This is a genomic window from Pseudomonas sp. WS 5411 (assembly GCF_012985595.1).
Lineage (GTDB): Bacteria > Pseudomonadota > Gammaproteobacteria > Pseudomonadales > Pseudomonadaceae > Aquipseudomonas > Aquipseudomonas shahriarae.
The window spans coordinates 1-24,372 of record NZ_JAARMC010000019.1 but is presented as its reverse complement, the minus strand read 5'-3'; the positions used below and the strand labels follow the sequence as shown (position 1 = coordinate 24,372).

15 protein-coding genes and 1 pseudogene are annotated in these 24,372 nt (G+C 55.1%); 13 read left to right on the top strand and 3 right to left on the bottom strand.

Features of this window, described 5'->3' with window-relative positions:
- The first annotated feature begins 45 nt into the window (after positions 1 to 45).
- From HBR93_RS20735 to HBR93_RS27055, 8 genes are all read left to right on the top strand, one after another.
- Positions 46 to 2,244: an iron-containing redox enzyme family protein gene (locus tag HBR93_RS20735; RefSeq protein WP_169960972.1), complete on the top strand. Its 2,199-nt coding sequence runs from the start codon at positions 46 to 48 to the stop codon at positions 2,242 to 2,244.
- Positions 2,241 to 2,858, top strand: coding sequence for a LysE family translocator (locus tag HBR93_RS20730; protein WP_058396120.1), 618 nt, complete (start codon positions 2,241 to 2,243; stop codon positions 2,856 to 2,858). Before HBR93_RS20735 ends, HBR93_RS20730 begins: the two co-directional genes overlap by 4 nt.
- Positions 2,855 to 4,687 (top strand): carbamoyltransferase, encoded by a 1,833-nt coding sequence (locus HBR93_RS20725; protein ID WP_169960971.1) that lies wholly within the window; start codon positions 2,855 to 2,857, stop codon positions 4,685 to 4,687. The genes HBR93_RS20730 and HBR93_RS20725 overlap by 4 nt, the downstream gene beginning before the upstream one ends.
- On the top strand, positions 4,674 to 5,813 hold the full coding sequence (locus HBR93_RS20720; RefSeq protein WP_169960970.1) for an SGNH/GDSL hydrolase family protein: 1,140 nt from the start codon (positions 4,674 to 4,676) through the stop codon (positions 5,811 to 5,813). Before HBR93_RS20725 ends, HBR93_RS20720 begins: the two co-directional genes overlap by 14 nt.
- Before the next feature lie 1,257 nt (positions 5,814 to 7,070).
- Positions 7,071 to 8,477 (top strand): YfjI family protein, encoded by a 1,407-nt coding sequence (locus tag HBR93_RS20715; RefSeq protein ID WP_169960969.1) that lies wholly within the window; start codon positions 7,071 to 7,073, stop codon positions 8,475 to 8,477.
- Complete coding sequence (locus tag HBR93_RS20710; protein ID WP_169960968.1) at positions 8,464 to 8,817, top strand: hypothetical protein; 354 nt, start codon at positions 8,464 to 8,466, stop codon at positions 8,815 to 8,817. The genes HBR93_RS20715 and HBR93_RS20710 overlap by 14 nt, the downstream gene beginning before the upstream one ends.
- Positions 8,801 to 9,781, top strand: coding sequence for an integrase domain-containing protein (locus HBR93_RS20705; RefSeq protein WP_169961001.1), 981 nt, complete (start codon positions 8,801 to 8,803; stop codon positions 9,779 to 9,781). The genes HBR93_RS20710 and HBR93_RS20705 overlap by 17 nt, the downstream gene beginning before the upstream one ends.
- On the top strand, positions 9,778 to 10,047 hold the full coding sequence (locus tag HBR93_RS27055; RefSeq protein ID WP_262377343.1) for a hypothetical protein: 270 nt from the start codon (positions 9,778 to 9,780) through the stop codon (positions 10,045 to 10,047). Before HBR93_RS20705 ends, HBR93_RS27055 begins: the two co-directional genes overlap by 4 nt.
- 166 nt (positions 10,048 to 10,213) lie before the next feature.
- Here HBR93_RS27055 and HBR93_RS20700 read toward each other — a convergent pair whose 3' ends face one another.
- From HBR93_RS20700 to HBR93_RS20690, 3 genes and pseudogenes are all read right to left on the bottom strand, one after another.
- On the bottom strand, positions 10,214 to 11,470 hold the full coding sequence (locus tag HBR93_RS20700) for an integrase domain-containing protein (RefSeq protein ID WP_102616927.1): 1,257 nt from the start codon (positions 11,468 to 11,470) through the stop codon (positions 10,214 to 10,216).
- A gap of 1,303 nt (positions 11,471 to 12,773) precedes the next feature.
- Positions 12,774 to 12,929 (bottom strand): hypothetical protein, encoded by a 156-nt coding sequence (locus HBR93_RS27050; protein ID WP_262377344.1) that lies wholly within the window; start codon positions 12,927 to 12,929, stop codon positions 12,774 to 12,776.
- A gap of 325 nt (positions 12,930 to 13,254) precedes the next feature.
- Positions 13,255 to 13,496, bottom strand: a pseudogene (locus tag HBR93_RS20690) (IS21 family transposase); the annotation flags it as partial.
- Between the two features lie 462 nt (positions 13,497 to 13,958).
- On the opposite strand from HBR93_RS20690, the gene HBR93_RS20685 reads away from it, so the two are divergent.
- The 5 genes from HBR93_RS20685 to HBR93_RS20665 form a co-directional block, all read left to right on the top strand.
- Complete coding sequence (locus HBR93_RS20685; RefSeq protein ID WP_262377342.1) at positions 13,959 to 15,125, top strand: EAL domain-containing response regulator; 1,167 nt, start codon at positions 13,959 to 13,961, stop codon at positions 15,123 to 15,125.
- A gap of 140 nt (positions 15,126 to 15,265) precedes the next feature.
- Positions 15,266 to 15,892 carry a response regulator transcription factor gene (locus tag HBR93_RS20680; RefSeq protein ID WP_169960966.1) on the top strand — a complete coding sequence of 209 codons (627 nt, stop codon included), beginning with the start codon at positions 15,266 to 15,268 and terminating at the stop codon, positions 15,890 to 15,892.
- Positions 15,893 to 19,564 (top strand): transporter substrate-binding domain-containing protein, encoded by a 3,672-nt coding sequence (locus HBR93_RS20675; RefSeq protein ID WP_169960965.1) that lies wholly within the window; start codon positions 15,893 to 15,895, stop codon positions 19,562 to 19,564.
- 116 nt (positions 19,565 to 19,680) lie between these two features.
- Positions 19,681 to 20,859 carry an EAL domain-containing protein gene (locus HBR93_RS20670; protein WP_262377339.1) on the top strand — a complete coding sequence of 393 codons (1,179 nt, stop codon included), beginning with the start codon at positions 19,681 to 19,683 and terminating at the stop codon, positions 20,857 to 20,859.
- 323 nt (positions 20,860 to 21,182) lie between these two features.
- Positions 21,183 to 24,372, top strand: a 3,190-nt coding sequence (locus HBR93_RS20665) for an ESPR-type extended signal peptide-containing protein (protein ID WP_262377338.1), incomplete at its 3' end; no start/stop codon positions are given.

The window sequence follows — 24,372 nt, the reverse complement described above, 5'->3', positions numbered from 1 at the left end:
CTAATTCCGCGAGCAGGTCAAACCTTACCAGACAAGGATCGAGTGATGGTTGGTATTTCCCCTATTTTGCCTGATGACGACGCGCCGAGCTTTCTCGGAGTCCCTCCGATAGAACTCGCGAAGTTTCAGCAGGGTTCTCGCCAGTGGTTTTTCAGGCTGATCAATCAGGAGGAATGTCACGGGTTGCTCGAGTTGGTCTGGAATAACGTTAATCATTGCTTGGAGAGTTACCGTGGTACTGCCGACGTCTCAAACTTCGCCGAACTGATTCTCTTAGAAGAGAGTGAGGTCGAAACAATTGGCGAGAGAATTAGGAGGGACATTCTTAATCAACTGAGAAGTGCGCAACAGCGGCAGCATTTTTATTATCAGCATGCGCCACTTTTTAAAACTCTTGGCTGCTGGCTCTCCGGAGTAACTTCTATCCCGTACGCGTGGCGTAGGGATGCTGGGCTGTTGCTTCAGACCCACGCAAAAATCGTGGGGAGCGGGCACCCTACACTTAGCCAGAGCTATCAATTCGACCAAATCGCACGGCAGGCTGGGTTGAATTTGGGTGAAGTGTTCGCAACCAGCTTCAGCCAACACCCACTCATTCAGGACGCTGCTTTCGAGCTCCCCGTTTTTTTGCTTGGCTTGGCATGGTTTCCAGCAACACGATTCCCAGAAACCTTGGGCGTCAACCTTGCGTTATGTAGCTATCTCGATCAACTCAATGGTCTTTATGAGGTGGCCGGGAATCCACTCTTCGGACAAGCCTCAGGTGGTAGCTATCGTCCGCTGGCTCTGGCGGCCATTGACCATTACTTAGCTGAGGTCGACCCGAAATCTCATGCGCAAATAGCCACAGGCCATGCTTGCGCAATGGGGTTTATTCACAAAAATGAAAGCCGTCTGGCCAGCGAACTAATGGATGATGTGCGTTTCAGCAATGCGGCAGACATGGTCGCGTTAATTGAGAAACTAGGCCCTCATGGCTGTGGTTATCACAAGCGTGGGACGCTGGCGGATCAGCCCATTGACCATTGGCTGAATCCGCAAACGTTCAATGCGCATGCAACGATTCAGGCGCTAGCGAACTCTCGCTACGTCAAGGCTGGCCAGCCAGGAAAAAGCGCTTTGATGAATCTCATCAGCAATCCGAAAGGCAGAATGTTCGGTGTCTTTTCCACGAGGGATATCCACGTCGTTGATACTTGGATTGCAACGCTTAATACCGAGATAAAGGGTACTGATGCCAGGCTGCCGCCTACCAGGTTACATATTGAATACCCTGCTGGGCCATGTGATACAGCGTTCGCAGAGGCCAGGCAGAAAGCGCTGGCGAAATACTCTAGATACCCTCTACAAAAACTTTATCCCCTGTTCCTTCATATTGATAAAGCACTGGATGCACTTCCGATGGCCAGGCACTTTGCAGAGCGCTGGCTGGCCCGGCATCGCGAGACAGTGCAGAAAGAAGGACTGCCGTTCAGCCCATACAGTCATCATCAATTGGATCTGTGGCTGGCTGCACAGCATAAACGACAAGTTGAAAGCTATCGGCCGTTGACGGACGCTCCGGAAGAAACTCGTGAGGAGATCATTGCCGATGCAATCAAACTTGCGCCACTGACCTTAATCGACGGCGCTTGGCTGCGAAATATCGTCACGCCTACCAGCGCCACTAGTCCCATCGGTGCGTTGCTGTATCGGACCCTGCTTGATGAGCTCGGGCAAGGCGACCCCACAATCCATCACGGCAATATTTATCAAGATTTGCTGGCCAGCATGGGCGTTGAGTTGGGGGACTTCACCGCGCAGTCCTTTGCTTCATCCCCACATTTCGACAGTGGGTGCTTACAGGTTCCCGTTTTCTGGCTGGCCATTTCACTGTTTCCGAAAAGTTTCCAGCCGGAAACACTGGGACTGAATCTCGCAATGGAGCTGTCGGGCGTGGGGGGCGAGTATCGCCGCTCAGCCGATGTGTTACGGCACTACGGTTTTAGCTCGATGTTTACCGACCTGCACAACACCATCGACAACGTGGTCAGCGGTCATACGGCTTGGGCGATAGAGGCCATCAAACAGCATCTGGATGATGTGGCGCAGAGCGGCGGGCACAAAGAACTCTCCCACCATTGGCGGCGCATCTGGGTCGGATATCGAGCGTTAAGCCCTCCCACTGAGTCATTGCTGTCAACTCTGCGAGCCTTTGCCCAGCGCAGTTTCACCAAAATCACTCAACGGCAGGATGCATTATGAATTACGGATTTTTATCTTTCATATTGGCAGTACTGGTCATCAACCTCTCCCCTGGACCGGCAATGCTTTATGTGATGAACCAGTCTCTGAAGCACGGTGTACGAACCGGCCTTCGGGCTGCGGCGGGCGTTGAGTTCGGGGTGTTTTTCTACGTATTGCTTGCAGCATTCGGCTTGGTGCTGATCTTCAAGGAAGTGCCGCTGCTGTATCGCGCCGTGCAGATCGCGGGGGCTTTTTATCTATTGTATCTGGCTTATATCTCTTGGCCTCGTCGAGCCGATGCCGATGCCGCTGTGGTTAGCGAAAATCCGCCTGGCCCTGCCAACTACGCTTTCAGCAAAGGCATGCTTATCAACTTGTCGAATCCCAAGATTGGCCTGTTTTTTATTAGCCTGCTGCCGCAATTCGTACCTTCCGACGCCAGTCCTGCCTGGCTGCATTTTTTGCTCTACGGACTCATTTTCAATATTGGTGGGATCCTTGTGAACATGACAGTCGGGCTCACCGCTCACTCTTTGAGGGCCACCATCCAGCGTGCTACCTGGTTTGACTATCTGCCTCCTGTGCTGTTTTTCGCCATTGCGCTATTCGCCTTCGTACAGGGGATCGCATGACCTACATCATTGGAATTTCAGCCTTCTACCATGACAGCGCGGTGACCCTGCTCAAGGATGGACAAATCGTCTGTGCTTTGCAGGAGGAACGTTTCTCGAGGATCAAACAGGACAAGCGCTTTCCGGCTAAGGCCTTGCTCGCTTGCCTTGATCAGGCGGGTATCAGCCTGACTGATATCAGTTGGCTGGCCTACTACGAAGACCCGGCCATCAAGTTTGAGCGGATCTGCCATACCTACAAAAATAATTTCCCACGAGGTGCGCTGGCGTTCGCTAAAAACTACACCAAGTTTGTCGCACGAAAGAATGTCAGCGGCATTCTCGCCAGCGAGCTGGAGGCACTTTTCCCCGGTGTTGTGATGCCGCCGTTATACCTGTGCCAACATCATTTGAGTCATGCAGCTTCGGCGTTCTACCCGTCACCGTTCCAAGACGCCGCCGTGTTGTGCGTCGACGGTGTAGGGGAGTGGTCGACAACTACGGCTTGGCATGGCACCGGTAACAAGCTTAAACCGGTGTTCGAGATCCGTTTTCCCCATTCCCTTGGCCTGTTGTATTCGGCGTTTACGTATTACTGCGGATTCAAAGTCGACTCCGGTGAATACAAACTCATGGGATTGGCGCCTTACGGCGAACCGAAATACGTCGATACCATCCTTGAGCACCTTATCCAGGTTGAAGACGACGGCAGTTTTACCCTGAGCCGTCATTACTTCGATTACGAGGTCGGCGAGCGGATGATCAGCGACGCCTTTGAGGCCTTGTTCGCCGGCCCGCCTCGTGAACCTGAGGCCCGGATCACTCAGCGGGAAATGGACTTGGCCGCCTCAATCCAGGTGGTAACCGAGCAGGTCATGCTGGGTCTGGCCCGCAAGGTCAAGGCAATGACTCAAGCGGAGCACCTATGCCTCTCAGGCGGTGTAGCTCTGAACTGTGTGGCCAATGGCAAGCTGGCGCGCTCCGGACTGTTCAAAAGCCTTTTCATCCAGCCAGCCTCAGGGGACTCCGGTGGTTCCTTGGGCGCCGCCTTGCAATGCCATTACGAAAATTCTGGCCTGCAACGCGAAGCAGATGGTGTCGAAGACAGCATGCAAGGCGCTTACCTCGGCAATGACTACAGCAATGCCCACATCGAACAGAATCTGCGTCAACTGAAAGCCAACTATCAAAAGCTCGACCCTTCAGCATTGATTGAGGCGACAGCGGCCCAGCTTGCCGATGATAAAGTGATCGGATGGTTTCAGGGGCGCATGGAGTTTGGCCCTCGGTCTCTCGGCGCACGGTCGATCCTGGGTAACCCCCGCTCCGAACACATGCAGAGCGTGATGAATCTCAAAATAAAGAACCGCGAGTCGTTTCGCCCCTTCGCACCGGTGGTGTTAGCCGAGGAGGCACATCATTGGTTCGATCTGGATCAGCCGTCGCCTTACATGTTGATCGTCGCCCCGGTACAGCCCGAAAAGCGTGAGCCGACCGTTGACGAAGTGGGTTACGTGGGTATCGAGAAGCTCAAACTCAAGCGTTCGCAGATACCGGCAGTCACTCATGTGGATTTCTCCGCCAGGGTGCAGACGGTGGATGGGAAGCACAATCCTCTGTTTCGTCAGCTGCTCACCTCATTTGCCAGGCGGACGGGTTGCCCGGTACTCATCAACACCTCGTTCAACGTCCGAGGCGAGCCCATCGTTGAGAGTCCGGAAGACGCCTACCGCTGTTTCATGCGCACGGAAATGGACTGCCTCGTGATCGGCCAGTTTTTGCTGACCAAGCCCGAACAGCCTCAATGGAATGAAGATACCGACTGGAGAACGCACTATGCCCTCGACTGAGAAACCCGTACTGGATCACCACCAGGCCGTGCAGGAGGTCTATAAGTGGACCCCGCAAATCCGCGACTACGACAGTTTCATGCACATTGGGGCGCGCTGGGTGCCCTACACCATGTACTTCCATGAGAAGAACTTTCGATCGCCGACGATCAATACTGACGCGTTCGGATTTCGCTACAGCGAGTTCGAAGGCAAGCGTTTCTCAGTCACAGAGCTCCCAGGGAATGGCAAGGTCAATTTGCTGGTAGGCGGCTCAACTGCTTTGGGTGTTGGCGCCACACGGGATGCATCCACCGTGGCCTCCAGGCTCAGCGAATTGACCGGCGAGGTGTGGCTGAATTTTGCCGGGCGTGGCTACAACTCTACCCAGGAATTATTGATGTTCCTGATGCATCAAAAACGCTTCGGGGAAATCGGCCATGTAGTGGTGTTCAGTGGTATCAACACCTTAGCACTGGAAGGTATCCCGGACGAATTCGCTAGTGAGCATGGGCGTTACTACTATTCCTTCGAATTCCAGCATTACATGAATAAGTTCAACGAGGACATGCAACGCAAGAAGAATTCGTTTGGGTCCAAGGGTGGTGAATCCTGGCTACAGCGCTGCAAGAAGGCATTGTTCTATCAGAATCCGGCAGATGAGGTAATCACCGACGACGGAATCTCACTGGATGCCCGCCTTGAGCGCGCTGCCGAATCCATCACGGGGGCGTTGAAGCAGTGGAAGCTGCTGCTGTCCGGCAGTAATGCCACGCTGAGCTTTGTCCTTCAGCCTTTGTCCCATTGGTGCCGGGACCAGCTAACGCCTGCTGAAGAGGCAGTCTTCCATGCCATCGACAGTTGCCCGAACAACTTTTACCGGCTGTTCAGCGGTGTATTGGGCAAGGAAGTGCACGCTCCGTTTTTCAGGCATATCCAAGCGAAAGCCGGCGACATCCGTTGCCTGGACATGAATGCCATGCTCAAACGATCACCTGTATTCAATGAAACCCTGTTTGTAGACCGTGTCCATTTCAATGATCTGGGCAACGAACAACTTGCGAAACTTATCAGCGCCGAACTCGGCCTCTATCGGGAGCAAAAGCATGAGCATCATTCGAAAAATCTTGAACCTGTTCAAGCGTAAGAAAAAGAAAAGGGGTGGGTCTATCTATCCTCTGCGCTAAGCCTATACCTGGCGCATAAGTCGGCGAAAATGGGGGTTGAAATACTGAGCATGGGCTACCGGCCGTATTAATATTCATGGCCTCCGCCCGCAGGATATACGGCGAAGCCGAATGCCAGCCGAATACAGCAGACGCTGACCATGTTATCTGAGGCTGCCTTTGAAACTCGAGGCTTTGCTTTTCCGCCAAACCCTTCGATCAAGCGATCTTTGATCGTGCCGATCGGAGGGTTCACTCGCTTTTTCTCAAAGCCACCTCGTTCCATCGTTCCGTCTCAAATTTGATTAGCTCCACGTCTTTTTTACCTGAGTAACTGCCAGCACTCTCTATCGAGCGCACTGCAGTTTCAGCGTCAGAGTGGAGCCTTTCGCAGAGCTATGGCTAGAGAGGTGGCGACACCGGCGACACCGGCGACAACCCAGGCAGAGTGGGGCCTGGAGCATGGCGACAAATGTGGCGACAGTCGCCACTTATTGACTATTGTCCCCGGAGTGCTTGACCGCCTTTTCGAGCAGGTATAAAAATTGGCGCACGGATCGCTGTCGTTGACAGCACCTGCCCAGGTAGCCAGAACCTTCAAGGCTACGCCACTTGTGTGGTGGTTCTCCCAAAGTGCGATTAGCATCCGGCGGCTCGCACGGTCACTCCCCGAGAGTGATGGATGCCTACTCTACCAATCTGTCCATTGCGGCAGACGATGGACCATCCTCGCTGCCCTGCAGCAACCTCACCTTTCGGCACACTTCGTTGCGCCAGACCGCGCCCGTCTCTTTCTCCTGGAAAGAGACGGGCGCTCGTTTCACTGCTGCAATCCACGTCTTACATGGCATTGCCGCAATTCTCCTCGTGACAATTGGCCTGACAAATCCGATTCGTCGCCATCCGCAACGACACAGGCATCGGTGCCGCAGCCTATGGAAAGGCTGCACCTGACTGACAGTCAGGCATGCCCCAGGTGTCGATGTTGTTGCCTTCTCTCACCCAGGATCTCTAGGTGCCGAACTCGTCAGTCGGCACAGCCTCCACCCGCCCGCATCTTCGGATGCGTTTAAGGAGGCCAGAGTCATGGGTTCATGCCCTTGCTCCCGGTCGTAAGGAGCCGTTCGTTCCGCGTCAGTGAACACCTCACAGGCCGCAGGGGCCTTGATCCCTGATAACACTCAACAGCCGAGGCGGAACTACGTGAGGACAACCAGCAATGACGAGGAGAGGGGCCCATGCAGCAGTTAGATCCGAAGCTTGAACTACCACAACCACCTCGACCGCTGATTGAGTCGAATCCAGTGGCCCAGCCTTATCCGGTGCAGGCACTGGGTGGGATTCTTGGGCCTGCAGTCGAACGCATGGCCGAGGTCATCGGGGTGCCCCAGGCATTGGCTGCACAATCGGTGCTGGCTGCTTCGGCGCTGGCCACTCAAGGTCATGCGGGCTTACAGCTCGATGGGAGAAATTATCCGCTGTCGCTTTACCTGATCACGGTGGCCGCGTCAGGGGATCGTAAAACGGCGGCGGATCGATGTGCATTGCTCCCAGCACGGCAATGGGAACGTGAGCAGTGGCAGCGCTACCGCGAAAAGCTTGCACGGCACCGTGCCGCACAGCGGCAGGCACAGCGTATTAAGCTTGGCGATCCTGAGTCCTCGAACGGAATGTCACTCGAAGCTGAGCCCTCAGCCCCTAGGCTGATCACCACGGACCCGACTATCGAGGCCCTGATCAAAGGCCTCTGTCACGACCTGCCGAGCATGGGATTGTTCTGCGATGAAGGGGGACAATTCCTCGGCAGCAGCACCATGAGTCGGGATAACCGTTTGAAAGCGGTCACGACCTTATCGTCACTCTGGGACGGTAGCCCGATTGATCGTGCTCGGTCCATGGCCGGCGAAAGCCTGCGAGCCTATGACCGACGCCTAAGCCTGCATCTGATGCTGCAACCATATTTGGCCATGCAGTTACTCAGTGATCCGTTGTTGCAGGGACAAGGCATCTTAGGTCGCTGCCTGATGACCTGGCCCACCAGTCTGGCTGGAGAGCGCAGTTATCAGTCTGTCGACTTGTCCAAAGACGCCGCCTTAAGACGCTATCAGCACCGCCTCTCTGCCCTGTTTCATCAGCCTTGGTCACTGTCTCCTGATGGTGCTTTACAGTTATTACCGCTAACCCTCAGTCCGTTAGCCCGCCGTCGCTGGATTGATTTGCATGATGCCATCGAAGCTCAGCTGGGTGAGTTTGGCGAGCTGGCCAGCGTGCGACCTAGCGGATCGAAGGCCGCCGATAATCTACTACGTGTCGCCGGCATTCTGGCAGTTGTGGAGGAGAGCACCGTCGTGGAGGTCGACCATATCCAACGGGCCTCGGCTTTAGTTGGCTACTACCTCACCGAGATCCAGCGCCTGACTGAGCAGGAGCCAGTTTGTCGAGTTAAGGAGGAGGCGGACCGGCTGTTGCGCTGGCTGCAGGTCAAAGATTGGAAGCGTTTTAGTATTCGAGACTTGAACCGCAACGGTCCCCGCTTTGCCCGTAAAAGCAGTCGCCATGCCACCAAGCTTCTGGTCGAGTTGCTTGATCATCATTGGCTGATTACCGACGGCCATACCTTCGAGGTGCGCCATGTTCAATCTTGATGAAGCACTGCGCAACCACTTAGCTCAACGTCAAAAGGAGCCGAAAGCGCGGTTTGTCGCCGCGAGTGTCGCCACTTTGTCGCCACGCTCAAAGCCAGGCAGGACAAGGGGTGTCGCCGCTGTCGCCGGTGTCGCCATCACCCATAAAGCTACTGCCTCGACGACAGCCATCATCCAATGGCTGAAAGAGGAAGGCGCGGATCTCTACGTCACCGACAACACGCTGTGTTTTCGCCCTTCTGATTGGGCTCAGCTCGCCTTCGTAGGTGCGCATTGGCAAGCCCTGTTGCATGATCTCGTTGCTGTTGATCAGGAGCAGGAAAATGGCTCGGGTCGGTAAGCGAGCGGGGCGTAATTTTGGCTTTGGTCGCCAGCTTAGCTATGCCGGACCGCAAGCCCTGAAAGATCTATTTGGCGACGGCCATTTTGCTTCCGTCAAGGCCCATAGTGATCGCTGGCAGGCGTTCGTGCATTGGTGTCGATCCGATGAGGGGCCGAGGGTCAACGACGCGCGCCAGATAGACCGCGAGATCCTCATGCGGTACGCCGTTCACGTGCGGGAGCAGGTTGATCAGGGCAACGTCGGCATTGCCACCGCGCAGAACCGACTGTCCAGCGTGAACCGAACGATGGCTGCGCTGCGCGGTGATCAGTACGTCAAAATCCCCAGTCCGAGCAAGGCGCTGGGTATGCAGCGCTCAAACGTGCGTGGGGAGGCACCGCAAGGCCAAGATCGTGCTCAGATCGAGTTGATCGCACGCGCACTGTCAGAGCGAGGTCAGCAACGAGTGACCGCAATTGTGCATCTGGCTCGGGAGACTGGTATGCGCCTGCGTGAAGCGATCTTGGCGGATCTGCCCCGACTGCAACGTGAGGCCGGGCAACTCGGCAAGATCAACATCCAAGACGGCACCAAAGGTGGTCGATCAGGCGCGTCAGCACCGCGCTGGATCGCGGTCACTGATCAAATCCGTGGCGCCTTGGATAGGGCCTGGGAGGTTTCACCCAGCGGCAGTCGGAACCTGTTGGCTCCCAACGAGAGCTACAAAGAGTTTATGCAATCAGTTGTGCGACCGGCACGGGACCTCCTGCATGAACATGGATTGAAAGGCTTTCATGAGCTGCGGGCGGCTTACGCCTGTGAGCGCTATGAGCAACTGACCGGCATTCCTGCTCCCGTTAATGGTGGTCGTGGTCACCGAGAAGATCGAGAGCTTGATCAGCACCCCCGTCAGCAGATCAGCCACGAGTTGGGACATAACCGCATCGATGTGGTGAGTGCCTACATCGGAGGTCGGCGATGAAATTCGAGTTTGATATCGCATTGTTTCTGAGGCCTGTGCTCAAAGGTGCACATGCCACGCGACAGCGGCACATCAGGCAAGCAGAAAGGATGCATGAGGTAATTCGTGAGCGCTGGGGGTGCGCGACTCCATGGTCCTGGAGAGAAAAGCACGTGAGATGGTTTCTGGAGCACTATTTGCGATGCTCAGCTCCAGCTACCATCTATTACTATGAGTTAACAGCAGGGTTGATCCGCCACAGAAAGGCAAAAACTGTGGTTGCCTGATAGACCTTTAAGCGTGAGCCCCTGAGTATGGGAATGCGGAGCCTTCCCATACTCAGGGGCTTGGCTGAAAAAGCGCAGGCATACCAGAGATCTGGCAACTGTCGTCACTCCTTTCACCCTACCACACGACACGAATCGTAGCCGGTGTCGCGTACCTTTTGGATGTTCAGCGAATCGGTACGACGTTGCGATCTCTGGTTTGATTGATAGCCGATGCCGACAGGCTGCCGGTGGCCGCGTTCTGGATATGTTCACTCCACCAAGCCATCATCGGACGCCGGCGTTCGATGTAGTCAGTCCTGTTGTAGGCGCTACGAACTTCGTCCTTGTCGACATGCGCCAGCGCGACCTCGATCAGTTCCGGATCCCAGCCATGCTCATTCAGGATGGTGCTCGCCATCGAGCGCAAGCCGTGGCTGACTAGACGGTCCTGAAAGCCCATGCGCTTCAACGCCATGTTGGCGGTCTGGCTATTGGCATGGGTGCGGGGGTTTCTATCTGAGGGGAACACGTACTCTCTGTTACCACTGAGTTGCTTGAGCGTTTCCAGTAACGAAAGTGCCTGATCGGTGAGGGGGATTGTGTGCGGGCGCCGCTTTTTCATGCGCTCTGGCGGAATGGTCCAAATGCGCTTGTCGAAGTCGATATCTGCCCATCGTGTGGTGGCTGCTTCGGCGGGGCGGGTCATCGTGTGCAACTGCCATTCGATCAGGCAGCGGGTCGTGCGCTTGATGCTGGCATTCGCGATTTCCATCATGAGCTCGGGAAGCTCCTCAGGTGGTAGCGCAGCCATGTTCTCTTTCTTGGGTTTCTTGAACACTGCCCGAATTCCATTGAGGGGGTTCGCAAATATCAGCCCGGAGTTGACCCCGTAGGTCATGATCTCGTTGAGTCGTTGACTCAATCGTTTCACGGTTTCGAGACTCCCTTTGGCCTCGATTGGGCGAAGGATCTTGATAACCATCGGAGCAGTGATTTGAGAGAGCGGCGTTGTTTTCATGCTTGGGAACACATGGAGCGTCAGCGATCTCCAAATGTCTTCGGCGTAGGCTTTGGTTACGGAGTCTTTCTTCAGCTCGAACCAGGCGGTGGCCACCTTCTCGAACGTGTGTTCAGTCTCAGCAAGTTTGGCTTGCCTTACCTCATCACGCTGGGTTTTGGGATCAATGCCCAATGCGAGCAGCTCACGCGCCTCTGCTGCTTTCTTCCGGGCGTTGGCTAGCGAGAGGTCGGGGTATGGACCGAGCGCCATATTAAGACGGCTTCTGGTCAACGGCTCGCGGTAATTGAAATTCCACATCATCGAGCCGCTGGCGCGTACTCGAAGCTGCAGGCCGTCGCCGTCGCTGAGGACGAAGTCTTTACCAGTTGCCTTGACTGCCTTGAGCTGGCGATCGGAGAGGCGGGTTGCGTTAGTAGGCATGGGGCTACCTCCAGCACCGTTTTGGTATCCTGAAAATAGCATTTGGTAACTCGGGATACCACCTGGGATACCAAAGCGCCTGGAACTCAGAAATCCTCCAAAGCCCCCAAAAGAGCTGAAACCCTCGTATTTACTGGATTTCAGGCACAAAAAAAGACGTCCGTGGACGTCTTTAGTTGATCAAATGGTGGAGCCGGGGGGATTAAATTTTGATCAGTAGGTTTATGTTTTTAATAGAATTTTTTAACTTGTTTCTGTTTGTGCCCCCATAAATGCCCCCTGTAAACAATTTCAGATGAGCGGTAATTGAGGAGTTGAACTGGCGTCCTGAATTATCGATTTGCGACCGGCGAGACCTGGCAACCACCGGGAAGTATTCAATAGAGTCGGTCGCGTACAGCATAACCTTGGTTATGTGGCCAGGAGGGGCTGAGCCCAGCTCAGACCAGGTGCAGGGTAGATGTCAGGTCACGCAGTTGGGTTTTTTCCGCGGTAGCGCACCATGGGCTCATCTAGGACGATTTGAGCTGAGATGCCGTATGAGACACTCGATGGTTACCTGTCACAACTGTGGCAAAGCGATGGTTCCGAGAGCGTCATATAGCCGTGGTTTCTGGGGGTATTCGCCTTCGTCCAATCATTGCCCCTTTTGCCTGAGTGAGAACTGGCACGGCGGAAATCCAGGGTTAGGGGCTCGGCTGTTCGCTTTGGTTGGCCTGGCTCTTGGTGTTCTAGCCTGCGTGTTGGTAGGAGCTCTTCTGTTCAAGGTGCAGTGGTGGATTGGTGTCGAAGGACAGTGGCCCCTATTGAAGCTGGGCACATGTGCTGTGTCGGTTAGCGCGGGATATCATTTCTACAACTGGTTTGTTGATTGCTGACCGGTGATCATGCTGTGGAAGGCAGCAATCGGACGATTCTGTTGAAAAAGTCGGCTTCGAATTCCACGGTAGAAAAGTATGCACCTGAGATTGAAATCTGATTTTTGGAAAGAAGGTTCAGGACCCGGACTTCACGTAGCAGCGTGCAAAAGAGGTGTTTTCGTCCATCAATATTCGAGCGTTTTGGGAAAACCGATTTTTTCAACAGAATCGGCGCAAAAGCGGTCAATCATGTCCCGCTGTTATCGAACCATGGTATGTCCGGTCCATCACGGAATACCAGGAAAGACGCTCTTGATCTTCATGAAAAAGAACTCGCTATCCCGGTAACTGTAGGCCATTTGCTTGATGACCTTTATTCGACTTTTTACTCTTTCCAACTGACCGGTGTGCATCGGTCAGCGAACCCGAATGTCGATGCACCGCTAGTAAATCTTTAGCCATTTGGCAAACTGGGGCAGAGCCGTTATTTCGCTTTCATGTGCATGACACAGGCATTGGTTCCATGCTGATCTCCAGTCCTGGGCGGCACTCGGCATCCAGAGCGTTTTGAGTTCAGCCTCCATCAAATAGACCGTCATCAGCGATTGGTTGGTCGCCAACAAATCCTGTAAATGGACCTGTTGCTCCGGCGTTTTCAGGTCTGCGGGTTACGCAGCAGCCACCGCGCCGGCTTGATGACCTTGCGCGCCGGCTTGTCATGACTTAGTCGGTTAGCTTCGTCGATCCGGACCAGATCAACCTCCTCTCGGTCCTATTTGGCCACCACATGGAAAGGTCGTAGACCAATCGCACTTTCGGGTAATACTGGCGAACCTCCAGATCAAAAGCAGTATTCACGTCCATCGCCACGAACGCCGTGAGCTGGCTGTAACCGCCGTCATAACCCTCGGCATTGATCTGCTAGAAAAGTGCTTTGGCGCTTCTGTGATTGTGCTTTGCCCGGAACGAAGCGGCTTTCAGCGCCTGTTCCAGCGTGTCGTGGAAGGGGCTGAGTTTGTTGAAGGTCACGCACCGCGGTACGCCGGCTGAGTAGCTTCGGGCGCTGTGATCCATTTTCGGATCGTGTTTCTCGACAGTTCGATAGGCTTGGCTTTCTGGTGCAGCGATAGCTTATCGCGGAAGTATATCCGCCGGCTTTTCCCCAAAATTTCCATGCTGATCGCCTTTTGCTCTCCAACTCGGGAAGTGAGCAGAAGCAGTTGAACACCTGGCTCGGCTTTCAGTCGGCAGAACAGCCTTTACTGAGTTAGTTTTCGGTCAGCGGCAACACTCTATCCACATCAGGCCGATTAGGCGTGGTTTGCGTATCGAAGTCCGTTGTTTCGTGGAGTGGTATTGATGGATGTTGTGAGACAGGTCAAAAGGATCAAAATCGGAGATGGTAGTCTCCCGGCGGCGAAGGGAGGCGGGTTATTTTTATTGCTGACCCAGTCATAATCCAAGTTGAGGCAAATGGAAAACTATTATTATAGCACGTTCTATGCTTGGGAAATTTCCTACAGCGCGCCCAGAAAAAACCTACGCTTCAAGTGAAATTAAGTTGAGAAAATTTCACCTCAAGTAATTAGCGAGTAGTTGACCAGATGTGTGAACTCAGAATTCTGGTCATGGATGATCAATCGTTTCAGCTTGGCGAATTAGTTAAGGCACTCGAACAACTGGGTGTCAACGATATCCTGCATGCGAGTAATAGTGAGGGGGCGATGTTGCATATAGCCCGTTCTGGCTGTGTTGATATCGTACTCTGTGATTTTAGTGGTTCTGCCGTCAACTGTTTGGAGTTCCTGGCCTGGGTCGGGAAGTGCGGTTTGGCACGTGCTGTTGCGCTATGTGGCGACATGAAGCCGGAATTACATCGTGCAATTGAACAGATAGCCTGCCGTTCGGGCTTGCAGATGCTTGGCGTCATGAGCAGTCCCACCCAGCTATGCACTTTGCAGCAAATTCTCAGGCGCTATAACCGCCAAAGGTTGGTATATGAAATCGAACCGATACTTCACTCAAGGCTTCCGAGTGAGGCGGACGTTCGTCGAGGTTTGGCTCAGGGAGAATTTAAAGCGTGGTTTCAACCGAAATTCGATTTGAGAACTGCCGAAGTGGCCGGGGCGGAGGCGCTGGCGCGTTGGCAGCACCCGGTTAAGGGGCTCTTGTTGCCGAAGGACTTTCTGGCCGCCGTCTTGGCCTATGACCTGATCGACGAAATGCTCAAGCAACTCCTCCAGCAGGGGATGAATTTGCTCAACGCCTTGCGTCGATCCGGCCAAAGCTTGGAGTTGGCGTTCAATCTTCACGCTTCGCAACTGGCCCATAACGACCTGATTGAGCACATTGAACAGCTGTTAAAACGTAACAACTTCCCGGGAGAGACGTTGTTGTTCGAGGTGGCTGAAAATGGCTTGCTGGATTTGCCCCGCACCACGCGGGAAAACCTGCTGCGCCTGCGCATGATGGGGTGCAGCCTTGCGATCGATGACTTCGGTATTGGCTTTTCATCATTGACGCTGCTCTGCCAACTCCCGTTCAACCAGCTCAAGCTTGACGGCCAGCTTGTTCGCTCCATCGAGGAAGAGTGTACCCATGCGATGGTCACCAGTACCGTGGCGCTGGCCCGAGCGCTGAGCATGACCCTAGTGATCGAAGGAGTTAGCAGCCAGTCTATTCGAGACGGACTCTTATCGATGGGGTGTTCATTCGGTCAGGGATTCCATCTGGGGCGCCCGATGGAGGCTCAGAGGTTCCTGCGGTGGTTGCAGGCGCCCGAATTGCCTACTTGAGTGCGTCAGTTTTTGGTTCCTGAAATAGATGGAGTTATTTACTTAATTACTGAGTCAACCGGTCAGCATAAGCCTGGTATGTGTTCCATGCTTTTAAGAGCGTGACCTGTTCGTCCTCTCTCTATAGCTGTGAGGTTAATATGCATAAAGCGCTGATTGTGGACGATCATCCCTTCATTCGGGCGACGGTGAGGGCATTGCTTGAACGTGACCAATTCGAAGTCATTGGCGAGGCTGATAACGGCGCCGATGCCTTGCAAATGGCTCGTCAATACGAGCCAGAACTGATTCTGTTGGACATAGCCATGCCCAGCCTCGACGGCCTGGAAGTCATAAGCCGGATCAGTGCGCTGAAACTCTCCAGCAAGATTCTGGTATTGACCGCTCAGTCTGCGGCGTTTTATGCCATGCGCTGCATAAAGGCGGGCGCTGCCGGTTATATCTCGAAAACCGACGAGTTGAGCGAGCTGAGCAAAGCGATCAAGGCGCTGATGGCTGGTTATACTTATTTCCCAAATCTTGCAGGAAACTCTGTACGCCGCAGCGATATCGACTCAACCGAACTGGAGATGATCCGAGGCCTGTCCGATCGAGAGCTGATTATCTTGCAGCAGCTTGCCAGAGGGATGAGCAACAAAGAAATTGGTGATGCCATGCTGTTGAGTAACAAGACCGTCAGCACTTATAAAGCTCGCCTAATTGAAAAGCTCAATGTGAAGTCGGTAGTGTATCTGGCTGACTTTGCCAAGCGCAATCACGTGATCTAAATGAACACTCTCCTGCATTGCTTTGGACTGACCGCCTGCCTGCTCTGCCAGTTAGGGAGTGTTTCACCGGTAGAGGCTGAGGTGCAACCCCTCAACCTCTTCGGTCGCTCGAATGGCGAACGCCCTTCGCTCGTTCTCGATGAAGAGGACTGGCGCTGGCTGCGCGCCAAGCGCTCACTGCGTCTGGGGGTCTCGCTGCCGGATAACGCGCCCTTGGGCATGATAACTGGTGGCAAGGATTACGAGGGCATCACCGCCGATTATGCGGCGCTGCTGTCCGGTATGTTGCACTTAAAGATCGATGTGCTTCGTTATGATTCCGTCGCCGCAGCGACGCAGGCGCTCAGGAACGGAGAGCTGGACCTTCTGGGTACCGTAATCAGCGTCGGTGGGACAGATCAAGATCTGGCGCTCACCAGTGCCTATGTGCAGGCCCCGTCGGTGCTGGTGACGCGCAGTAGCACCGGTGAGGCGTTGGCCCCCGACCTGGCTGGCAACCGCCTTGCTATCGTTGATCACGTTCTCCCGACGGATGCGGTCACCGCGCACTACCCCAAGGCTACGCTGCAGCTTCACCCATCGGCCCAAAGCGCTATCGGCGCGGTGGCATTCAATCAGGCGGATGCTTATCTGGGCGATGCCGTCAGTACGCACTACCTGGTCGGAAAATACTTCCTCAATGACGTCTACTTGACGACGTTGGCGGGTGTGTCCACACATTTCTCATTCGCCCTGGATCAGCACAACAATCGGCTCTTGCGCATCATCAATGCTGCGCTGGAGGTGATCCCAAACAGCGAGCGCATGACGATTCTGCGTCGGTGGGGAGCAGGGGACATGAGTGTTACCGGCCCCGACCTGCTCCTGTTTACAGAAACCGAACAACGTTGGTTGCAAAAACATCCTCGTCTAACCGTTGGCGTGAGCGATGGTTTTGCGCCTGTCTACTTTTTTGATGGGCGGGGTGAGTTCTGGGGTATCAGCGCCGAAGTGCTGGCCAAGGTCAGCCAGCGTACCGGTCTGAAATTTAATGTCGTGCGCAGCAGCTCCATGCAGAAGCTAATCGATCAGCTCCGATCCGGCGAAGTGGATCTGATTGCGGGCTTCCCCCCCGGCACGTTCCGTGACGAGGAGCTGCGGTTCACCCGGCCTTATCTAACTAGCCCGTTTGTACTGATCACGCAGGACAAGCCTGACAAACCACAATCGCTGGAAGGCATGGTGGGCAAACGACTGGCGATGCGGCACGGCAATGGGCTTCAGGATTACATTCGAGAAACATTCCCGAGCATCCAATTGATCGAGACAGCCACGGCGGCCGAGGCTTTGGCGTTGGTAGACAAAGGCGATGCGGACGGTGCCCTCAGTTTGCTGGTCAACGGGCGTTACATGGTTCAGCGGCAGTACCGTGATCGTTTGCGGGTGGCCGGTGTTGTCGGCCCTGTGTCGGCATCGACCGGGTTCGCTATCAGTCGTGGTGCGCTTGAGCTGTACTCGATTCTGGACAAGGTCCTGCAAAGCATTCCTCCGGAGGAACTGGATGAACTGACGAGACGTTGGCGCAACGAAGTGGTGATCGATAACAATTGGCTGAACTATCGCTGGCGAGATGTTCAGGGCTTTGCCATCTCCGCGTTGTTGTTGATGCTGGCGCTAGTGTGGATCCTTCGTCTGCGCAAACTGGTGTCTATCCTTAAAAAGGCCGAACTAGCGCTCAATGACCAAATGGAGTTCATGCGCGCATTGATCGATGGCACTCCTCATCCGATTTACGTGCGCGACTGTGAAGGGCGGTTGATCAGTTGCAATTCGGCCTACCTAGAGGTGCTAGGTCTGCCGCGGGAAGCGGTGATGGGGCTGCGACTGAACGACATCAAGGTAGTTGGTGCTTCTGATGCTGAGATGTTCCAGGCCGAATACATCCGGGTCATGGAGACCGGCACGCGATGTATTCAAGATCGCACCTATACCTTCAAGGGGGTGGTGCACACGGTGTATCACTGGATGCTGCCGTATTACACCAGTGAGGGTGTGATAATGGGCATTATTGCCGGCTGGATCGACATCAGCGACCGTCAACGACTGATGGATCAACTGCTGCACGCCAAGGAAAATGCAGACGACGCCAATCGGGCGAAAACGACCTTTCTCGCGACCATGAGCCATGAAATCCGCACGCCGTTGAATGCTGTGATCGGTATGCTCGAACTGGCGATTAAGAAGGTCGATCAAGGCGTCATGGACCGTTTCGCCATCGAAGTGGCTTCAGGCGCGGCACGAGGGTTGCTGGATCTGATCGGCGATATTCTCGACATTGCCCGTATTGAATCCGGCCGCCTGTCCCTGTCCCCTGAGCGGGCCAACCTGCGTGAGCTGGTGGAGTCGGTGGTGCGCATATTCGAAGGCGTGGCACGGCAGAAGGGTTTGCCACTGTTGCTGGATTTCGACCTCAAGGCCAGTTGCGATGTGTTAATCGACCCGCTGCGTTTCAAACAAATACTGTCCAATTTGTTGAGTAACGCTATCAAGTTCACTGACGAAGGCGAGGTACGCTTGAGCGTTCAGGCAGTACTGAGCGCGTGCGGTGAGCGCCTGGAAATTCATGTTCAGGTGAATGACACCGGTATCGGCATTTGCGCCGAGGATCAAGCGCTGTTGTTCAGCCAGTTCGGCCAGGCCCGCAATAATCATCAATCGGCGCGGGGTGGTTCGGGGTTGGGGTTGGTCATCAGCCGTACCTTGTGTGAAATGATGGACGGGCACTTGCACCTGACCAGTCTGCCGGGCAAGGGTACGCAGATTGATATCCGCCTCGATCTTCTGATCCTGCAACCTGTGCCCGCTGCCGAACGGTCGGCCGCTAAACTCCCGGACCAGATGAGCGTGCTGAACATCCTGGTGATCGACGATTACCCGGCCAACCGATTGCTGCTCTCTCAGCAATTGTCCTACCTAGGGCATAGCGTCAGCGACGCCGAGGACGGCGCCCATGGCCTGCGTGCCTGGCGAAATGACCATTTCGATGTGGTGATCACTGACTGCAACATGCCGATGATGAACGGCTATGAACTGACGCAGGCCATCCGTTACGAAGAACAGTCATCAGGGGTGCAACCTTGTCTGATCCTCGGACTGACCGCCAATGCTCAGCCAGAAGAAAAAGACCGCTGCCTGGCGGAAGGGATGGATGACTGTCTGTTTAAACCGATCAGCCTGAGTGACCTGAGTATTCGACTCGCCTCGGTGGAGTCTGTGGCGGAGTCATCGCGTAAAGGCGCCGTGAGCCCGTTTGTAGAGGGCGGCATCAACCTTAGCAGCCTGCGCCAACTGAACGGTGGCGATCAAGCCGCGACTAGGAAGTTGCTGAGGAGTCTGGCCAGCAGCAACGAAAAGGACATGTTGCTGCTCATCAAGCTGTTCGGTGAGCACGACCTGTCAGGCCTTTCCGGTCTCGCTCACCGGGTCAAGGGCGCGGCGCGGATTATCAAAGCGGGCGATCTGAATCAGTGTTGCGAGCAATTGGAAGAGGTCTGCAGGGGGGAGGACAATGCCGCCCTGACAGAGACCGTGGATGCCTTGCAACAAGCGATGGAGCGATTGGGGCATACGCTGGAGCAGCAGATAGCTGATCCGGAAACGGTCGAGAAGCGTGGCAGCGTTGACGTCGATTAGAAGCCAGTCGCGCCGCAGGAAAACTCCTACATTGACAAGGAATTTTCCTAAAGATTTCTGTTGGTTCGGCCCGGAAAATCGGTGCAATACTCTAAAAGTGAACGGTATCTATGCCCATGCTCCCCCTTCGCATACTGGTACTTGCCAACCAGACTTCCAGCGGTTCAAGGTTGGCCAGCCGCCTGCGCCAAGCCGGGTGCCAGGAAGTCTTTGTGGCAACTGAGAGCGTGCAAGCTCTAGCGTTCCTCGAACAGACCGGTGCAGTGGATATCACGTTGTGCGATTTGCCTGTGGAGAGTGCGGATGCTCAGGCTCTTCTGCAGATCATGAGCCGATCCGGGCTAACAGGGTCGATCATCAGTCGTACGTTGTCGATCGATATGCTCAGTGTGATGGCGCAACTGATTTCGACTCTCGGCAATTCCAGCAAGCCTTTGCAACCCGGGACGTCACAGCTTTTGCTAGCCAAACACTTGAACCAGCCTGTTAACGAATTGGGTTTGCTGCCTGTCGCTCCGGCCACTGAGGAGGAGGTTCGTCGAGCGCTCGCCGGCCATCAACTGCATACGTACTTTCAGCCCAAGTTCAATCTGCAGACGGGTGAGGTGTACAGTGTTGAAGCGCTGGCACGTTGGCACCATCCGTTCAAAGGGGTCTTGCCACCGTCGATGTTCATGCCAGTTATCGAACGGTGTGGATTGCTCGATGAGTTGCTGTTCCTGCAGTTGGAACAATGCTTGAGGCTCCAACACAAGGCAATCAAACAGGGGGGGGATCTGAATGTCGCGCTCAATCTGCACGCGGGGCAACTGGTCAAACCGGAACTCACGAGCCGGATTCAGAGCATCTTGATGGCGCATGATCTACCGGGTTCGGGGCTGACCTTTGAGTTGACCGAAACGGGATTGCTCGAAGAACCGGTGATCAGCCTGGAAAGCCTGGTGCGCCTGCGAATGATGGGCTGCAGCCTGTCTATCGATGATTTCGGTGCGGGTTTTTCTTCGCTGCAGCGGCTGTGCCAGTTGCCGTTCAACGAAATTAAACTCGACGGGGAGTTCGTGCGCGGACTGGAAAACGACCCACGTCGTCGCGCTGTGATCAGTAGCACGCTGGCACTGGGCGAGGCGCTGGGGATGTCGGTAGTGGTCGAAGGGATCGAAACCGAAGACCAACGCAAAGTGCTATTGGAATTGGGTTGTAAGCAAGGGCAAGGCTACTTGTGTGCACGGCCCATGTCGGCGGCCAGTCTATTGAACTGGTTGGAGCTTCACCGAGGCTTTACGACCAGTTGTTGAGCGCGCAACTCAATACGCAATACTTTAAGCACTCATAAGGCGCATAACGTCCGCGAGCATTTATTACATCACCGGTTGCGTTTTTTCGTGACTGAAAAGGTCTGCTGATATTCGCTATTTGGGAAATTTCCTACAAATAGAGGGAAATTTCCTGACTTAACCTATGTGCGAAGTTGAGAGCATACACGCATGAGGTTCCTTTGTGATTGCCGCGAGCTAAGTTAACGAAGTTTGATTTTTATCGTCTGTGGGTGGCATTCGATATTTGTCAGCTAGTTAGTGGAACTACAACGGAATTTAAAGCGTACGTCATCACGCAATGTATGACGCTTATTTCGGAGTTTGGTTTCAACCAAATTAAAGTCATGAATAAAATCTATTCTGTAGTTTGGAATTCGTCGATGGGCTGCTGGATGGTGGTTTCTGAACTGGTTGCGGCCAAAGGCAAGAGCGCGCGATCTAGGTGCTTCTCCGGCGTAGGCAATTCGTCGGGGGATTCGGCATGGAAGACTTCCCTTGGGTACGGAATTTTGCTGAAAGCTTCAGCGACGGCCTTAGTCTTGGCGCTGCCGTTAACGGGACATGCCTCAACCATATCCACAAACGGCGGAGCAGCCTGCGTCCCCGGTACCTTTTCCGGTGCAGACGGTACGACCCGCACCCAAACTGGGGCGGATGGGAATGGATATTATTCGACGGTTGCCGGTTGTGCGGCCGATGGACAGGCCAAGTTTGCCGTAACCCTGTTTGGCGCAGCTTCGCAAGCGCTTGGAGACTATGCCTCCGCGTTTGGCGTCTTGAGCCAGGCAGCAACTAGAGCGACCGCTGTCGGCACTCAAGCCACCGCATCCGCATCAGATTCTATTGCAATCGGCATACTCTCAAAAGTTTTATCGAGCGCTACTGGAGGTATAGCAGTTGGCTCTGGCGCCAATGTTGCTTCGAGCGCTACTGCAGGTATAGCAGTTGGCTCTGGCGCCCAGGCCAATGGTCCTTTCGGCATTGCGCAGGGTTACAGGGTTATCAGTGGCGCAACCGGCCAGAACGTTGCAATCGGTTCGAGCGGCACCACTGCTAATGCCGGTGGGAGTAGTAGTGGTGCAGTGGCAATCGGGATTAATGCAAGAGCGTTAGGCGATGGCGCGGTATCGATGGGGGGCGGTAACATTGCGGCAGGCGATCCGACCTTTACGACCGCTAGCAGTGGCGCCGTTGCCATCGGCTATGGAAATACCGCGTACGGTAAAGGTTCGTTGGCACTTGGAAATCTCAGCAATGCGGCCGCTGCAGGCGCCGTGGCGCTGGGCGATACTGCAGTGGCTAAAAATACCAACGATGTTGCCTTAGGTTCGAAGTCAACTACAGCTGCTCCGCATACCGGTACTACTGCGCAATTTGGTGGTACTGCAGCTGGCGTGCAGGCAGCTGCTTCTACCAATGGTGTGGTGTCGGTGGGTGCTGCAGGTACTGAGCGCCAGGTCCAGAACGTTGCGGCAGGCGTGATTTCTGCCACCAGCACCGACGCAATTAACGGCTCTCAGCTGAATTCGGTCTTAACCGGCGTCAACAACCTGGGCACAACAACCGCAAGCACGCTGGGCGGCGGCGCGATCTACAGTTCAGCGACTGGCAATATCACCGGCTTCAGCCAGCCGATCAATAGTATCAGCACTGCCGGTGCAGTGACTGGGCCTACAGCGCAGACGACAGTTGCCGCTGCCTTGACAGCGCTCAACACCAATGTTGATAACACGGCCAATATCGCAGTCAAATACGATGCCAGCGGCGGCACCAAGATCACTTTGGGTGCAACGGGTGGCGCGGGAGCAGGTGCTCCGGTGACGATCACCAACCTGGCAGCGGCGACATTGAATGCTACCAGTACGGATGCAGTGAACGGGTCGCAGCTGTTTGCCACCAACACCACCGTCAATAGCATCAACAACGGCGCGGGCATCAAATACTTCCACACCAACTCAATTTTGGCCGACAGCAGCGCCACCGGTACCAACAGCGTTGCAGTAGGACCCACCGCAAGCTCCACTGCCACTAACGCTGTAGCGCTGGGCAATGGCGCTACCGCAGGCACGGCTAACTCGGTTGCTTTGGGCAGTGGCGCGACGACTGCCGCCGCCACCGCCACGACCAGCGTGGTAATCAATGGCACCACTTACACTTACGCGGGTATAGCGCCTGTAGGCGTATTGAGCCTGGGCAGCCTGGGTAGTGAACGCCAACTGAGCAACGTCGCAGCAGGCCAAGTCACCGCTACCAGCACCGATGCAGTGAACGGCAGCCAGTTGTTCTCCACCAATACTGCCGTCAATAGTTTGGGCACTACGCTGAATAACATCAGCAATGGTGCGGGCATCAAGTACTTTCATTCCAACTCGACCCTGGCCGATAGCACTGCTACGGGGACCAACAGCGTTGCGGTAGGACCTACCGCAAGCTCCACTGCCACCAACGCTGTAGCCCTTGGCAATGGCGCTACGGCAGCGTCGGCTAACTCTGTGGCCCTGGGCAGCGGCTCTTCCGCCACTGGCACGACGCTGGGCACCGCTGCGTATGGCGTCGGCGGCACTGCCACCACTGGCGGGGAAGTCAACGTGGCTAATGGTACTAATGGTCGTCGCATTACTGGCCTTGCTGCAGGCGCTAATGCGACTGACGCTGTAAACGTCAATCAACTGAATAAAACCGGCCAGGATACGGCGGCAGCCTTGGGCGGCGGCGCTGCGGTCAACGCGACAACCGGTGCGTGGACGGCACCGAGCTACACAGTGCAGGGCAGTCAATACAATAACGTCGGCGGAGCCATTGGTGCGGTCGACGGTAATCTGACGACTCTCAACAACAGCATCAGCAACGGTTCTGTCGGAGTGGTGCAACGCACCAGCACGCCGGATGAGACTGTACTGACCGCAGCGGGCGGTGACGCTGCAGCGCCTGGTGCAGCACAGAAGCTGAGCAACTTGGCGGCGGGCACCTTGTCGGCGACGTCTACCGATGCGGTTAATGGTTCACAGCTGTTTGGAACCAACACCCAGGTCTCCAACCTGGGCACTGCAACGGCCAGCAACCTGGGTGGTGGGGCAACTTATGACCCTGTCACTGGTACGGTCAGTGCACCGAGCTACACAGTGCAGGGCAGTCAATACAACAACGTCGGCGGAGCCATTGGTGCGGTCGACGGTAATCTGACGACTCTCAACAACAGCATCAGCAACGGTTCTGTCGGAGTGGTGCAACGCACCAGCACGCCGGATGAGACTGTACTGACCGCAGCGGGCGGTGACGCTGCAGCGCCTGGTGCAGCACAGAAGCTGAGCAACTTGGCGGCGGGCACCTTGTCGGCGACGTCTACCGATGCGGTTAATGGTTCACAGCTGTTTGGAACCAACACCCAGGTCTCCAACCTTGGCACTGCAACGGCCAGCAACCTGGGTGGTGGGGCAGCTTATGACCCTGTCACTGGTACGGTCAGTGCACCGAGCTACACAGTGCAGGGCA

Coding starts and splice junctions, on each gene's coding strand:
- HBR93_RS20735 (WP_169960972.1), top strand. CDS start 46: ATGGTTGGTATTTCCCCTATTTTGCCTGATGACGACGCGCCGAGCTTT.
- HBR93_RS20730 (WP_058396120.1), top strand. CDS start 2,241: ATGAATTACGGATTTTTATCTTTCATATTGGCAGTACTGGTCATCAAC.
- HBR93_RS20725 (WP_169960971.1), top strand. CDS start 2,855: ATGACCTACATCATTGGAATTTCAGCCTTCTACCATGACAGCGCGGTG.
- HBR93_RS20720 (WP_169960970.1), top strand. CDS start 4,674: ATGCCCTCGACTGAGAAACCCGTACTGGATCACCACCAGGCCGTGCAG.
- HBR93_RS20715 (WP_169960969.1), top strand. CDS start 7,071: ATGCAGCAGTTAGATCCGAAGCTTGAACTACCACAACCACCTCGACCG.
- HBR93_RS20710 (WP_169960968.1), top strand. CDS start 8,464: ATGTTCAATCTTGATGAAGCACTGCGCAACCACTTAGCTCAACGTCAA.
- HBR93_RS20705 (WP_169961001.1), top strand. CDS start 8,801: ATGGCTCGGGTCGGTAAGCGAGCGGGGCGTAATTTTGGCTTTGGTCGC.
- HBR93_RS27055 (WP_262377343.1), top strand. CDS start 9,778: ATGAAATTCGAGTTTGATATCGCATTGTTTCTGAGGCCTGTGCTCAAA.
- HBR93_RS20700 (WP_102616927.1), bottom strand. CDS start 11,470: ATGCCTACTAACGCAACCCGCCTCTCCGATCGCCAGCTCAAGGCAGTC.
- HBR93_RS27050 (WP_262377344.1), bottom strand. CDS start 12,929: ATGACGGTCTATTTGATGGAGGCTGAACTCAAAACGCTCTGGATGCCG.
- HBR93_RS20685 (WP_262377342.1), top strand. CDS start 13,959: ATGGATGATCAATCGTTTCAGCTTGGCGAATTAGTTAAGGCACTCGAA.
- HBR93_RS20680 (WP_169960966.1), top strand. CDS start 15,266: ATGCATAAAGCGCTGATTGTGGACGATCATCCCTTCATTCGGGCGACG.
- HBR93_RS20675 (WP_169960965.1), top strand. CDS start 15,893: ATGAACACTCTCCTGCATTGCTTTGGACTGACCGCCTGCCTGCTCTGC.
- HBR93_RS20670 (WP_262377339.1), top strand. CDS start 19,681: ATGCTCCCCCTTCGCATACTGGTACTTGCCAACCAGACTTCCAGCGGT.